The organism is Vibrio comitans (genome assembly GCA_024346835.1).
GTDB classification, from domain to species: Bacteria; Pseudomonadota; Gammaproteobacteria; order Enterobacterales; family Vibrionaceae; genus Vibrio; species Vibrio comitans.
The window spans coordinates 1,815,677-1,830,133 of sequence record AP024866.1 but is presented as its reverse complement, the minus strand read 5'-3'; the positions used below and the strand labels follow the sequence as shown (position 1 = coordinate 1,830,133).

The 14,457-nt window shown below is 44.7% G+C and carries 15 protein-coding genes; 5 read left to right on the top strand and 10 right to left on the bottom strand.

All coding sequences use genetic code 11. From position 1 onward, the window contains the following. Positions 1-68: 68 nt before the first annotated feature. Positions 69-647, top strand: a complete 579-nt coding sequence (locus OCU46_RS08380; protein WP_141268348.1) for a thymidine kinase — start codon at positions 69-71, stop codon at positions 645-647. A gap of 108 nt (positions 648-755) precedes the next feature. Here OCU46_RS08380 and OCU46_RS08375 read toward each other — a convergent pair whose 3' ends face one another. The 4 genes from OCU46_RS08375 to cmoB all read right to left on the bottom strand — a co-directional run bounded on the left by OCU46_RS08375 (position 756) and on the right by cmoB (position 5,180). Next, positions 756-1,733, bottom strand: coding sequence for an alpha-L-glutamate ligase-like protein (locus OCU46_RS08375; RefSeq protein WP_141268347.1), 978 nt, complete (start codon positions 1,731-1,733; stop codon positions 756-758). Between the two features lie 4 nt (positions 1,734-1,737). Continuing rightward, entirely contained in the window at positions 1,738-3,243 is a 1,506-nt protein-coding gene (locus OCU46_RS08370) for an inactive transglutaminase family protein (RefSeq protein ID WP_141268346.1), read from the bottom strand. Between the two features lie 32 nt (positions 3,244-3,275). Continuing rightward, entirely contained in the window at positions 3,276-4,028 is a 753-nt protein-coding gene (locus tag OCU46_RS08365; protein WP_141268345.1) for an ATP-dependent zinc protease family protein, read from the bottom strand. A gap of 177 nt (positions 4,029-4,205) precedes the next feature. Continuing rightward, on the bottom strand, positions 4,206-5,180 hold the full coding sequence (gene cmoB, locus OCU46_RS08360; protein WP_141268344.1) for a tRNA 5-methoxyuridine(34)/uridine 5-oxyacetic acid(34) synthase CmoB: 975 nt from the start codon (positions 5,178-5,180) through the stop codon (positions 4,206-4,208). A gap of 337 nt (positions 5,181-5,517) precedes the next feature. Between cmoB and OCU46_RS08355 the strand changes: the two genes are divergently transcribed. Continuing rightward, on the top strand, positions 5,518-6,423 hold the full coding sequence (locus OCU46_RS08355) for a manganese-dependent inorganic pyrophosphatase (RefSeq protein WP_141268343.1): 906 nt from the start codon (positions 5,518-5,520) through the stop codon (positions 6,421-6,423). 76 nt (positions 6,424-6,499) lie between these two features. On the opposite strand, the gene OCU46_RS08350 is transcribed toward OCU46_RS08355, so the two are convergent. The 6 genes from OCU46_RS08350 to pspF all read right to left on the bottom strand — a co-directional run bounded on the left by OCU46_RS08350 (position 6,500) and on the right by pspF (position 12,832). Then, a complete protein-coding gene (locus OCU46_RS08350) occupies positions 6,500-7,288 on the bottom strand; it encodes a peptide ABC transporter ATP-binding protein (RefSeq protein ID WP_141268342.1) in 789 nt (262 codons plus the stop codon). Further along, positions 7,285-8,286: a peptide ABC transporter ATP-binding protein gene (locus OCU46_RS08345; protein WP_141268341.1), complete on the bottom strand. Its 1,002-nt coding sequence runs from the start codon at positions 8,284-8,286 to the stop codon at positions 7,285-7,287. The genes OCU46_RS08350 and OCU46_RS08345 overlap by 4 nt, the downstream gene beginning before the upstream one ends. Next, a complete protein-coding gene (locus OCU46_RS08340) occupies positions 8,286-9,173 on the bottom strand; it encodes an ABC transporter permease subunit (protein WP_141268340.1) in 888 nt (295 codons plus the stop codon). Before OCU46_RS08340 ends, OCU46_RS08345 begins: the two co-directional genes overlap by 1 nt. Beyond that, positions 9,160-10,122 carry an ABC transporter permease gene (locus OCU46_RS08335; protein WP_141268339.1) on the bottom strand — a complete coding sequence of 321 codons (963 nt, stop codon included), beginning with the start codon at positions 10,120-10,122 and terminating at the stop codon, positions 9,160-9,162. Before OCU46_RS08335 ends, OCU46_RS08340 begins: the two co-directional genes overlap by 14 nt. Further along, entirely contained in the window at positions 10,122-11,753 is a 1,632-nt protein-coding gene (locus OCU46_RS08330) for an ABC transporter substrate-binding protein (protein WP_141268338.1), read from the bottom strand. The genes OCU46_RS08335 and OCU46_RS08330 overlap by 1 nt, the downstream gene beginning before the upstream one ends. Positions 11,754-11,842: 89 nt before the next feature. Next, positions 11,843-12,832: a phage shock protein operon transcriptional activator gene (gene pspF, locus OCU46_RS08325; RefSeq protein ID WP_141268337.1), complete on the bottom strand. Its 990-nt coding sequence runs from the start codon at positions 12,830-12,832 to the stop codon at positions 11,843-11,845. Positions 12,833-13,107: 275 nt separating this feature from the next. Between pspF and pspA the strand changes: the two genes are divergently transcribed. From pspA to pspC, 3 genes are read left to right on the top strand one after another with little or no spacing between them, the layout of a single operon-like run. Further along, on the top strand, positions 13,108-13,773 hold the full coding sequence (gene pspA, locus OCU46_RS08320; RefSeq protein WP_141268336.1) for a phage shock protein PspA: 666 nt from the start codon (positions 13,108-13,110) through the stop codon (positions 13,771-13,773). 9 nt (positions 13,774-13,782) lie between these two features. Beyond that, positions 13,783-14,013, top strand: a complete 231-nt coding sequence (gene pspB, locus OCU46_RS08315; RefSeq protein ID WP_141268335.1) for an envelope stress response membrane protein PspB — start codon at positions 13,783-13,785, stop codon at positions 14,011-14,013. Beyond that, positions 14,010-14,393, top strand: a complete 384-nt coding sequence (gene pspC, locus OCU46_RS08310; protein WP_141268334.1) for an envelope stress response membrane protein PspC — start codon at positions 14,010-14,012, stop codon at positions 14,391-14,393. Before pspB ends, pspC begins: the two co-directional genes overlap by 4 nt. The last annotated feature ends 64 nt before the right edge of the window (positions 14,394-14,457 follow it).

Here is a 14,457-nt window from a genome sequence, read left to right as displayed (position 1 = left end):
TATTTATCGGCCCTTTTCTTTATGTAACTTATTTTTACGCAACCTAGAACGATTATAAAGGCTTAAACGTGGCTCAGATGTACTTCTACTACTCAGCGATGAACGCGGGTAAATCCACCACACTTCTACAATCCTCTTTTAATTATCAAGAAAGAGGTATGAACCCACTTATCTTTACTGCGGCACTCGATGACCGCTATGGTGAAGGGAAGGTGACTTCTCGAATTGGCCTGCAGGCTGATGCGCATCTCTTTCATAAAGAGACAGATCTGTTTAAAAAGATGAGTGAGCTTAATCAAGAAACGCAGCACCACTGTGTTTTAGTTGATGAATGCCAGTTCTTGTCGAAAGAGCAGGTGTATCAACTGACAGAAATCGTTGATAAGTTACACATCCCAGTGTTGTGCTACGGCTTGCGTACTGACTTCTTAGGCGAACTATTTGAGGGTAGCCGTCACTTGCTAGCGTGGGCTGACAAATTGGTTGAGCTAAAAACCATTTGCCACTGTGGTCGCAAAGCCAACATGGTGATCCGTACCGATGAGCATGGTAACCCTATCGCAGAAGGGGATCAGGTAGCTATTGGCGGTAACGATAAGTATGTGTCGGTGTGCCGCGTGCACTACAAAGAAGCTCTAGGACGTTGAGTTTGAAAAATAGCGCTGGGTTCTAAGAGCATAGTTTCAGTAAACCGCTGTTTACCAGATACAAAAAAGCCCTCAACTCGAGGGCTTTGTTATTTCTATCGGTAGAAACTACTTTTTAATGTTATCCAAGTGAGCTGCAAATTGCTTCGCGGCATACTCTACGCGCTCTGCAGGTCTCGGATACTCAGCGGTTTCACCAAGGTTTTCAATGTGCTGCAGTCTCGGAAGTAGACCCGTACCGTTAGCAATTTGAATCGCTAAACCAGGACGAGCGTTAAGTTCCAACACCATAGGACCTTCTTCACTATCAAGTACCATATCGGTACCCATGTAGCCAAGGCCTGTCATTTCCCAAGCACTTGATGCTAAGGTCAGCAAACGCTCCCAGTGAGGCACCTGCAGCTGCATTAGGTCTTTACCTGTATCAGGGTGGTGAGTGACGGGTAAATCGTATTGCACAGCGCGTACAGCTTTACCCGTTGCGATATCAATACCCACGCCCACCGCACCTTGGTGCAAGTTTGCTTTACCATCAGAGTTAGAGGTTGATAAACGCATCATCGCCATCACTGGGTAGCCTTTAAATACGATAATACGTACATCAGGCACACCCTCGTAGCTGTAACCCTCAAAGCAGCTGTCGAACTTAATCAAGTTTTCTACAACAGCAACGTCGTTCTTACCACCTAGTGAAAACAGACCTGCCAAAGTATTACTGATATGGCGCTCAACATCTTGCTCGTTAACGGTATCGCCAGACGGTTTAGTGTAGATACCGTCTTTGTGCGAGATGATGACCAAGATACCTTTACCACCACTACCTTGAGCTGGTTTGATACAGAATCCCGGCCATTCCTTAACCATTTTATGGATGCGTTTTACTTCAGCTTGTTGACCAATAACACCGATTAGCGCGGGTGTTGTCGCGCCGTGAAGCTCTGCGATCTTTTTGGTTTTTAGCTTGTCATCCACAAGAGGGAATTTACTACGGTCATTGTATTTACCAATGTAACTGTGGTTACGTTGGTTCATGCCCATAATCCCTTTTGAGCGAATCTTAAATGGCGAAGTAAACTGACTCAACATAGGCTTAGTCCTCCGCCAGTGGCTTGAAGCGACGTAGCTCAGTTAAGCGGTATCCAGTGTAGTTACCTAACATTAGAATCAGTGCCAAGATAATTAGCTGAACACCAATAAAGTTGAAAGTCAGGTGCTGGATGTACATGTTGGTCATAGCTAGGTAAACCAGTACCGCAGTTAATAGCGAACCACCACCTTGTAGAACCACCTCTTTTGCGCCTTCTTCTTCCCAAAGAATCGACATACGTTCGATAGTCCAAGATAGGATGATCATAGGGAAGAAGGTAATAGACAGACCTTCTACCAAGCCGATATTAAAGGCCACGATAGTGAATACAGATATAATCAAGATTACGGTGATGATAACCGCAGATATCCTGGCAACCAGCAACAGATTGAGCTTGGATAGATAACTACGAATCACCAAACCTGTACCGACAATGAGTAGGAAACCAACGATACCAGTGACTAATTGCGTTTGTACAAAGGCTACAGCAATAAGCACGGGCATGAAGGTACCAGAAGTCTTAAGACCTATGATGATTCGCAAGAACACCACGATGAGCGCGCCGATTGGAATAAGCATGATGGTTTTAAACATCGATTGCTCTTCTAGTGGCAGGCTGTGAATCGAGAAGTTCAGTAAGTCATCAGCATTGACCTTGCTTGCAGTTGCGGCGCGAGGTGTGATGTCTTGAGCGATCATAGAAAATAGCACTTGGCTGTTTCTACCACCGGTAACGTCAAGAAGTGAAACATTCGACTCATCCCAGATAAGCGTGTTTTCGCTTTGACCTTGGGTTCCTGTTTCAGCATCAAACAATAGCCAGTTTTTACCGTTCCATACCTGAACCATAGGGTTGATAGATTGACGGCGACGGCCATCTTCTAGCTGAATAACACCTACGGTTTTATTTTGGACGTTAGCATAAGAGAGTAGGGCAGAAAGCGCTTCTTGCTTAGTAAACTGGTTCAAAAGCAGAGCCGCGTTTTGGCTGTTGCTATCGTTTATCTTGCGGATGATTTCGCGTGTTAGCGTCTCATCGTTAGCGCTTCGCTTGGTAGCCTCTTCTACGATAGCTTGAGCGGCAGCTTCTTGAGGGCCATCAAAGGTTGGTGCTTCAATTTCGCCCTCAGGCGCAACTGACTCAACCTTAGCCTGTGGATCTACGAGGAATTGAGCCTTGTAGTAGATGGTTTGTGGGCCCTCGGCAAAGCGGATAGTCCATTCCGCTCGTCGACCAATATCAGAATTCACATACGCTACGCCATAACCAGGCGATGATGCAGATTCGTCAACCAGTGTGTAGCCGTTTTGAGTTCCAGGTGCTGCAAGAGAAACCGTAACCGGCTCACCTTGTGCAACAAGCTCAACGCGAGCTTCAATATCCCAAAGCTCTCGGCTTTCACCCGGTGTCCAAGGTACCCCGTAGGAGTCATGGCGCAGTATAGATAATGCGGCGCCAGCAACTATGAGCAGGGCAATAAAAATATAAAAAGGCACTCGTGAAGTCATAACAATCCTTATTATTGAGGCGACCTAATTTGTCACTGCTGTTTGTCTGTTTGAATGTATTCTTTACTCACATCTACTAGGGCGATGTCCTTGATGAACTCTCTGCCTAGTAGTACTGGGTGCGTCATGTGAGAGCGGTCAGCTAGAGTGAACTGTGCTTTTTCTCTCACGTCACCTAAGCTAATCCACAGTTCAATGACTGCGCGTCGGTGCGTTTTCGTTGTATTGGATTGACGAACCTTTGCATATCGAATTAGCGGGGCTTCAATCCATGTTGGTTCAGCATCTTCGGCTTTATCAGTGGATAAGTTAAATTTAACCCATGTATTGCCGTTTCGTTCAAATTCTTGAATATTAATTGCATTAAGTGACGATGTTGCGGCACCTGTATCAATTCTTGCTTCAAACGTTTGATTTATCTGTTCAAATTTGACTGTTTCTATAGAGCCTAAAACAATCAGATCACCATTAGACGCTAGGGTCTTAGGCTTAGGTTGCTCTTCTTCTTGTTTAGGAGCGAGCAAAACTCGAGCGTTTTGCTTAGCTAAATTATCCACTCGATTTGACATGATAGTCAGTTGACCTTCCAAGCTTGCAATATAATCATTTTGATTATCAATTGAAAGTTGTAGGTTGCTGATCTGATTAGATAAATTCTTTTCAGAAGATTGTACTGCTTGCATAGATTCCGTTCTAAACTGTCTCGTTTCTTCCTGTGTTGCTTGAGACGTAGCACACCCGGATAAAAGTACCGCTCCGGATAAGGCGACAATATGCTTGAGCATCTTAGACCTATTATTTTTTGTACTTAGCTCGATAATCCACTTCAACTAGCCGGATTCGCAATGCTAAGTGTAGAACACATATTCCATATTTTCGGTAGTTCAATAAAAAAACATTGATAATTTTCAATGTTTTAACTGATGTTCATTAAGTGAGCAAACGTACATCAGTGAATCCAATCAGCTTGGATTTTTTGCAACCAGTATTGCTCTACGAGGAGCAGGGTAGCCTTCGACTGTTTTTGTTGGGTCTTCAGGATCAAGGTACTCAGGTAGAGAGTTGTGCTTCATCCATTCTGTTGATCTTTGTTCACCAACCGAAGTTGTGTTTTCGTCGACAATTCGCACATCCACTAATCCGCATTTTTCCATCCATACCTTGAGGGCTTTTGCTGAAGGGAAAAAGTACACATTGCGCATCTGAGCATAACGATCAGCAGGCACTAGGACTGCATTTTCATCACCCTCTATAACCAAGGTCTCTAAGATCAATTCGCCACCGGGCAGAAGCTGATTTTTCAACTGTAGGATATGATCAAGAGGAGAACGTCTATGGTAGAGCACGCCCATACTGAAGACTGTATCAAAGGCTTTTAGTTCAGGTAGTTGTTCAATTCCAAGTGGAAGAAGGTGAATTCGCTGGTCATTGTTCATCAACTTACGCACAGCTTCAAACTGCACTAGGAAAAGATGTGATGGATCTATCCCTACGCACAATCTTGCACCTGCTCCCAGCATGCGCCACATGTGGTAACCATTGCCACAGCCAACATCCAGCACAGAACGGTTTTTCAAAGGGGAGATGTGCGGAAGTAAGCGATCCCATTTCCAATCTGAACGCCACTCGGTATCAATATGAATGTCGTGCAAGGTAAATGGGCCTTTGCGCCATGGGTGGAACGTTTTAAGAAGGTTTTCTAATTTTTTCTTTTCACCATCAATGAGTGGGTGAGAGTTAGAAACACTGACCTCGTACTGCAATTCGATGTTGTCTGGCGTGAGCGCAGGTATCTTATTGAGAGCTCGTAACCAGCGGTCAAAATCACCGTGTTCGGCGCTTTGCCAGTCAGCAAGCTGTTTAGGTAGGGTCTCGAGCCACGGCTGTAGGCGCGTGTCTTGAGCGATTAATTGATAAAAATTGGCAAAATTAAACATGCAATTCAACTTGTTACTGAACATTGATTTGAGCGTGCGAAACGATACACTGCATCAATAAAAATTGATAGTTTTTATCGGGTATTCGTGTCAAATCTAGGTTAAATGACGGTTGTTTGTGCCCTTGTTAACAGCCATTGAAAATTGCTTAATGCGGATGTTGAGTAAAGCCCCTAAAACACGCAAGGTTTTCACATAGCACTAACGCACTCTCAAGCTAGGCGGATAACGGTTTAACCCAAGTAGATAACTAGAAACTTGAAACTGATTGGGTATAATGTTCGCACTATAACGTCTAATAGTAGACGTAACATTGGATAACATTATAGGAACAGTGATGATTTTAGTTGTTGGTCATAAAAACCCAGATAGCGATAGTATTTGTTCAGCTCTAGCTGCTACTGAACTTCTTAAGGCTCGTGGCCTAGACGCTAAGCCAATTCGTCAAGGAGAAATTAACCGTGAGACTCAGCACATTCTTAATGTTGCGGGTCTAGAGCAACCAGAATTTCGCGATTCAGTTGCAGGTGAAAAAGTTTGGCTAGTTGACTACAGTGACCTGGCTCAAGCACCTGATGACGTGAATGAAGCAGAAATCGTTGGTATCGTTGATCACCACCGTCTGGGTGATGTGATGACAATCAACCCACTTGAAGCGTGGATCTGGCCTGTAGGTTGTACTTGTACGGTTCTTTTCAACATGTTCAAGATTGAAGGTGCAGAAATTGCTCCTGAAATCGCTAAGCTAATGATGTCAGCTATCCTGTCTGACACAGTAGGCTTCGCTTCTCCTACATGCACTCAAAAAGACAAAGATGCAGTACAAGAGCTAGCTAAAATCGCTGGTGTTGATGACGTTGATGCGTTCATCAAAGCGCTTCTGATTGCTAAAACAGACATCGAAGGCCTATCTCCAGCACAACTTGTCGAAAAAGACCTTAAAGCATACCCATTCAACGGTCGTGACGTTGTTGTTGGTCAGATTGAACTTGCAACACTTGAGCAAGTTGATGGTCAGATTGAAGCTCTTGAGCAAGACCTTGTACGTCGTTGTGACGAAGAAGGCCTAGCGTTTGCAGCGGTAATGCTAACAGACATCACTTCAGCAACAACTCGTCTACTTTACAAAGGTGAGTGGGCTGAGAAGCTAGATAAGCACGCAGACAACGGCGTTCTTATGATGGAAAACACGCTAAGCCGTAAGAAGCAAGGCTGGCCTTGGCTACAAGCTGAGCTAGTTTAATCTTCTAAGGTTAAGACAAAATAATAAGGGCAGGATGAGTAATCATCCTGCCCTTTTTCATTGCGAGGCAAAAACACTACTTAGAGTAATTTGGTGCCTTATAAAAGTGGTTATCGACCAGCTTTTGCGTAATCGCGTGCTGAGGATCAGATAATACTTTTTGAGTGTCGCCAGCTTCCACCACTTCGCCATGAGACATCACCATCACTTTATCTGAGATGTGCTTAACCATGCCAATTTGTTGAGATACGTAGATAAAAGACAGACCCATTTCATCCTGCAGTTCCAACAAAAGATTAATGATCTGCGATCTCATTGCCATATCTAAACCATTTAGCGCCTCATCAGCAATGATGATAGAGGGCTGAAGTATCAGTGCCCTTGCAATACAGACCCTTTGTTTTTGTCCTGCGGCTAGCATTTGTGGGTAGAAGTAGGCGTGCTCAGGTAATAAGCCAACACGCTTTAGCGTATCAATAACGCGTCGCCTGCGCGCCTCTGGCGGCATTGCGGTATTTCGTTTTAGCGGACCTTCTAGGATTTGACCAATTTGAATACGCGGATTTAAGGACGAATTAGGGTCTTGGAAGATCACGCGAATTAATTTACAGCGAGTGGCATAGTCTTTGTGTTCTAGCTTTTCGCCATTAACAAAGATCTCGCCTGAGCTTGGCTCAATAACTCCAGCAAGCATCTTAGCTAACGTTGATTTTCCAGAAGAGTTCTGTCCAATCAGGGCTAACGTTTGACCGGGCTCTAGAGTAAAACTGACAGGTTTAACAGCATCAAAATACTGTTTTCTAAACAGCCCGTAGCGGTTGACGAAGGTTTTACTTAGGTTCTTAACCTCTAGTAACGAGCTCATTCACTCACCTTAACCTTGGTGTTGAGAGGAAAATGACAATTGTACTTATGCCCCTTCTCTTTTTTAGAGAAAGGTGCCTTCACGCATTTGTGTTGTGCGTAGGGGCAGCGTGGTCCTAGGCGACAACCTATGGGTAAGTGTTGAAGCGGCGGAATGCTTCCCGGTAGTGACTGCAATTTTTGTTTATGCGGAAGCCAACCACTGAAGTCGGGGAGGGCTTCAAGCAATGCTTGAGTGTAGGGATGCTTTGGTGCGGCCATCAGTTTTTCTATTGGTGCCGATTCAACACTTTGACCACAATACATCACTGTAATCTTTTTAGCCCATTGAGTAATGGCGGCAAGATCATGCCCGATAAGTAAAATAGTGGTGTTATTGACCTGATTCATTCTACTCAATAATCGTAATATCTGAGTTTGAGTAATAGGGTCAAGGTCATTAGTGGGCTCATCAGCAATCAAGATCTTTGGTTTAGCCGCAATTGCCATTGCAATCATCACCTTTTGACACTCACCGTCGGTAAGTTCATAGGGATAGCTGCGCATGATGCGAGTATGTTCTTTGATGCCTACTTTGTGGAGCAGGGCAATAGAGGTTTTTTTACGCCAGCCCCAACGTTGCCACCACTTGCCTTCAAAGGTTCGAGACGGGATGGACTCTGCAAGTTGGCGACCAACTCGCTCGCTTGGATCCAAGCAAGTGGATGGCTCTTGGAAAATCATCGCTATCTCTCGCGCAATGACTTTTCTTCGCTCTTTAGGCTTGATCGCTAGTAGGTCAACATCACCAAGGCGCATTCGGTCTGCGGTGATCTTCCAGTTTTCTTTTTCCAGCCCAACAATGGCCTTTGCTAGCAGGCTTTTGCCCGAGCCTGATTCGCCTACTAATCCTCGGATTTCCCCTTCGTTGATGGTCAAACTCATGCGGTCAACCGCTTTCACCATCCCCTGAGGAGTATCAATTTCTATAGTGACGTGTCTAAAGTCTAATACAGGCATTATTCCACTCCTGCGTTAAGGGCGTCACGAACGCCTTCACCAACTAGGTTGATGGTGATTACGATATACATGATGGCAAGACCCGGCAGGACAACCGTCCACGGAGCCAGATAGATAAGTTCAACGGAATCTCCCAAGATTGCTCCCCATTCTGGGCTTGGTGCTTGTGCTCCAAGACCAAGAAAACCAAGAGCGGTAATATCTAGCAAAGCGATGGTTAAGGCGAAGGTAAATTCGGCGGCAATCGGTGCCAATACGTTTGGCAATATGGATACCGTGAGTAGGTACCATTTGTCAGCGCCATCGAGTTTGGCCGACATAATGTAGTCTTTCTCAACTTCCGCATGAATAGTTTGATAGACACTACGGATAAATCGGGGGATCAAGGCGAGACAAATAGCCATCATAATCGATGTCATACCTGTGCCTAAAAATGCCACAAAGATAAGTGCAAGTAACAGTGAAGGAATCGACATTACTGTATCTAACAGGTGGTTTAGGACGCTCGATAGCAAGCCCTTAGTCATACCTGCGAGGGCACCAATAATACAGCCGATGAAAGCTGCAATTAGGGTAATGAAAATCGCTGAGCCGATGGTAATCTGTGAACCACCCAACAGGCGAGACAAGATATCTCTACCTAGGTCGTCGGTGCCTAAGAAGTAATCGATACTGCCTTCTTTAGCCCATGATGGAGGCTGTAGCAGTACTGATGATTGTGCAAGGGGATCATGCGGTGCAATCAGAGGGGAAATCAATGTGATAAATAAGATAACACCAAGATTCCACAGGCCGAACATCGCTAAATTGTTGCTACGAAAATGTCGCCAAAAGCGTTCGCGTTGAGTTGGGATACTCTCTTCGAGGTAGACACTAGTATTTAGCATACCATTCCTTCCTTGCTAATGGGTTAATCAAAGTGCCGACAAGCTCTGACAGGATCTGAGTGGCCAGTACAAAAGTCGCAACTACCATAACTCCAGCTTGAATAGAAACGTAATCACGATTACTCACTGCATCCAGTAGCCAACGCCCAATCCCAGGCCAGTTGAAGATAGACTCGGTAATGATGGCGAAAGTCAGCATACTCGAAAGCTGCACTCCGATAAGTGGGATGATTGGTGGAATAGCGTTACGTAATACGTGTTCGAAAATGATTTCAACCTTGGAAAGGCCCTTGATTTTCGCCACCCGAATATAGTTTTTACCTATCACATCTGCCACTGAAGCGCGCATCAGCCTGATGAAGTGTGTGGTAGGTGCAAGCGCCAGTACTAACGCTGGTAATATCAGATGCATTACTACGCTGGTAAAGGCTTCTTCTCTATTAGGGCTATCACTTAGCCAAGCGTCAATCATCGCAAAGCCCGTGATCTGCGGAATGTCGTACAGCAGATTGTAGCGACCTGATATAGGTAACCACTCAAGACGCAGTGAAAACAGCATTACCAACAACAAGGCAACCCAAAACAGCGGCGCTGAGTATCCGGCCATAGAGAAGAACGAGATCAAGCGATCAGCCCATTTGTTCTGGCGCATCCCGGCAATTGTGCCTAAAGGAAGACCGATGCACAGCGCGAGAATAAAGGCAAAGAAGCACAATTCTAGCGTTGCAGTAAACACGACCTTAACTTCGTCAAAAACGGGCGTGCCTTGAGCCGTAGAACCAAAGTCCAGCTGGCTGATTTCTTGAAGATACAGTGTCCATCCCTGCCAGAAATCCGAGATAGCCCAAGGTGACGTTGGGTCTAATCGAAGGATGCTGTAACCCACTAGGGTGAGAATCATCAGGGTAATGACGAATAGATTGAAACGTCGAATGGCGTATATAAACACTATTTGCTCCTCTCAACGTTTTCAAAGCTCAGGGTATTAAATGGGCTAGCATCGAATCCTTGTAGAGACTTATGCTTAGCCTGAAATTGCATGCCATGAGCGATAGGTATAATAGGCACTTCTTCGTTCAACAGATTTTGTGCTTGGCGGTACAAATTAAAGCGATGACGCTTTTGGTTTGTTTCTTTGGCGATATCAATTAGTGCATCAAAGTCAGGGTTACACCAAGACGCAATGTTTAATCCAGCTCTGTCAGCTCCGCAGGAGAGAAGTGGGCGGAAAAAGTTATCCGGATCACTGGTGTCGGCATTCCATCCAGTTAAGATCATGTCTGCTTCTGCAACACTTTGGAAGGTTGAGCGAGATAAACGTTCATCAAGAAAGATGTTCAGTTTTACCCCAATATCGGAAAAGTTTGATTGCAGCAGCTCAGCGACTTTTCTTGGGCTTGGGTTGTACGCGGTAGGCTCTAAGGCTACCCACAAAGACAGTTCCAACCCAGTGCCATAACCGGCTTCACGAATCAGCGCTCTTGCGTAATTACGATCGTAACGTACCTGACTTGAGTCTTTTTGGTAAGCCCATGACTCTGGGGGTAATATCGAATACGCCGATGTGCCATATCCGTAGTAAACCGAGTCAATAATCGCGTCACGGTTGATGGCTAGGTTTAGCGCTTTTCGTACTCGGGCATCGTTGAGTGCAGGGTTTAGTGTGCGAAGCGCAATAAAGGCAACGTTCATACTAGGGTATGCCTGCAATACTAAATCTGGGTGTGCCTGAATGGTTGGGATCTGGCTAGAGCGAGGTGAAAACAAAACGTCACATTCACTGCGTAGCAGTTTTGCCAATGTGCCTGTACCACGGGAGGTGATGTCGAGCACAACTTGTTCCATTTTAGCCGGAGTACCCCAAAAGTCGGGATTACGGCGCAAGCGAATGTAGTCGTTGACACTAAACTGGTCTAGATAAAACGGCCCTGTCCCTACTGGACGTTGGTCAAGATATTGCTTTTGATCTTGTGCCACTAACTGATGAGCATATTCAGATGAGTGTATGCTTGAGTAGGTGGTAGAAAGATTGGTTAAAAACGTATTGTCTGGCTTAAAAAGCTCAAATTGAACGGTATGCTCATCTATTGCCTTAACCTGTTTCAAGATGCTTTTGAAGCCAATTGCCTCAAACCAGGGATAAGTACCACCACTGACATAGTGAAATGGATGGCTACTGTCGATGATTCGCTCAAATGTAAAGACGACGTCTTGTGCACTGAGTTTATGGGTTGGCGTAAACCAGTCTGTCGTTTGGAAAGAGACGTCTTGGCGCAGGTTAAATTGATACACTGTACCTGATTCATCCACAGTCCAACTTGACGCTAGCATAGGTTCTAGCTCCAAATCTTTATTGGATAAATGCACTAAGGTATTGAAGATCTGTGGACCCAAGGCTTCTGCAGCGATGTCGTTGTCGACTAATTGAGGATTAAAAGAACTGGGGGTTCCTTGTCCACAAAATATGAATCCATCTTGTTTGATTTGATCGGAGACTTCAATATCACCACAGCCGGATAGTATCAGGGTACATAGACCCACTAATCCTAGTTGAAGGGTTCTCCAGATGTTCGCCTTCATAGATTAAGGCACCATTGATTGTTTCTTTAGAATGATCTGCATAATCTAACACTTATCGCCTTTAAGCTCCATTGGGTTAATCATTGATCCTAAACCATTTTATACTTTCTCAGCATTCCTCTAAATTGGTGATAACTCAATCCTAGCAGACCTGCGGCTTTCTTTTGATTATGTTGCGCCTGATGTAGTGCTTTGTTGAGCAATTCAATATCTTGGTCATGCTGCCACTTTTTATAATCAAGAGGCAAAGACGCAATGGGCAATTCTGCGTCTTGTTCTACGGATGGTTTGTCTAATGGTTCACTGGTTAAGCTAGGTTTAGCAAAAGGGTCAAACACCAATTCTTGGATAGGCGCATTTGGTTCAGGGTTGAGATAGATGGCTCGCTCAATGACGTTTTTTAACTCCCTGACATTACCGGGCCAAGTATAGTCTAATAGCTGCTGTTGACACTGAGGGCTGAAACCATTGAACAGAGGTAGTCCTAGCTCTTGGCACATGCGCAGCGCAAAGTGCTCCGCGAGTAATGGAATATCGTCTTGTCGCTCTTTTAAGCTGGGCAGTAACACCACATCGAAAGCCAGTCGGTCTAATAGATCGGCGCGGAATTTTTGTTGTTCGGCCAGTTCTGGAAGGTCGGCATTGGTGGCGCAAATCAGCCTGACATCGGATTGTAAGATGCGGCTGCCCCCAACACGTTCATACTCTCCATATTCAATCACTCTTAACAGTTTCTCTTGCACTGACAGAGGTGTTGTTGCGAGTTCGTCCAAAAATAAGCTGCCACCTTCAGCACGCTCAAAGCGACCTTGGTGTTTACCTGTAGCACCCGAAAAGGATCCCGCCTCATGACCAAATAACTCAGAATCAACAACACCTTCACTTAATGCAGCACAATTTAGACTAATTAACGGCTTGTCCCATCGCTTAGAGAGGTAATGAAGGCGCTGAGCAATTAACTCTTTACCTGTTCCTCGTTCGCCAATAATCAATACAGGGCGTTCAATAGGTGCAAGCCTAGAGACTTTATCTAATACAGCAAGAAATGGACTAGATTGACCGATCAGTGTCTGTTGCATGATATCCCTGTTGGTAATTTTAACCGATTAGTGGTTAATAATTTACTATTCACAGTTAAAGTCAAACGTTTTACTGGTTTGAAATCGAGTGCATATCACTCATTTAGAACAAAAATAACAGTATAGAAATCTATAACCTATTGTTTGTAATGATAAATGTAGACGTCGCTTCCTCTGTATACCTTTGTATCGCAAGTTTGGCATGTAATTTGGATATTACTAGCAAGTAGGCACCAACAGGTGGCAACAAACAATACCGATACAGGAGAGACAAGATGGGTATTTTTTCTCGATTTGCTGACATAGTGAACTCAAACATTAACTCATTGTTGGATAAGGCAGAAGATCCAGAAAAAATGATCCGCCTTATTATCCAAGAAATGGAAGATACCTTAGTTGAGGTGCGCACCAGTTCTGCGAAAGCGTTGGCTGAACGAAAAGAGCTTCAGCGCAGAGTAGCGCAGGTAGAAGAGCAGGTTGAAGACTGGCAACAAAAAGCTTCTCTTGCATTAAGCCGAGGCAGAGAGGAGTTAGCTCGTGCAGCCCTTATAGAAAAGCAGCGCATTACTAAGGTGATGAAGTCATTACATACAGAGCAAACCTTGGTAGAAGAGACGATTACTAAGTTAAGCGATGAGGTCGGCAAATTAGAGGCTAAGATTAACGAAACTCGAGCTCGCCAATCTGCATTAGCAATGCGTCAAAACGCAGCTAAAAGTCGAAAGGACGTTCAGCAACATCTGCACAACAGTCGCACTAAAGACACGCTCGCTAAGTTTGAGCAATATGAACAGAAGATTGATCGATTAGAGGCGGATGCAGACAGCTATCAAGTAGGCAAAGAGCCGAGTTTAGACGATCAGTTTGCCGAACTTCAGGCCGATGATGAAATAGAACAAGAACTGCAAAAAATGAAGAACTCGATCAATAAAGACCAATAAGGGGGCGAAATGTCTACAGCATTGATAACGGTACCACTCAGTGTTTTCTTAATCTTTGTTGCCCCGTTATGGTTGATTCTGCATTACAGAAGTAAGCGTAAACTAGGGCAGGGGCTGTCAGGAGATGAAAGGGATCAACTTCAACAGCTTTCATCGAAAGCGGTGCAAATGAAACAACGTATAGAAACACTAGAGAAGATCTTGGATGCGGAGTCACCAAATTGGAGGTCTAATCAATGAGAGGCTTATATCGAGACACGCACAATGGCAAGCTCACTGGTGTGTGCGCGGGTATTGCGGCGCGCTTCGGCATAGAAGTCTGGGTAGTGCGGATCTTGTTTGTGTCGGCAGCGCTGCTAGGTGGCGGGTTTCTTATGGTGTTGGCGTATTTCGCAGCAAGTTTGATGCTTGAAAAGCAATCGCCACAAATCTTTCAAACTAGGCAGCAGCAGTTTGACCATCAAATGAAGCAAAAGCCGTGGCAGTCAGGTAAGGCACCTAAAGAGTTACTGACCGTGATGGAGCAAGATTTTGAAGAAATGGAAACGAGTCTTCGAAAGATGGAGGCGTATGTGACCTCAGACACCAGAAAAACCAATGCCGCGTTTAGAAATTTGTAGTCTTTAATACATAAAAAATAAAAACGCCAATCAAATGATTGGCGTTTTTCATTAAGGCTTAAAA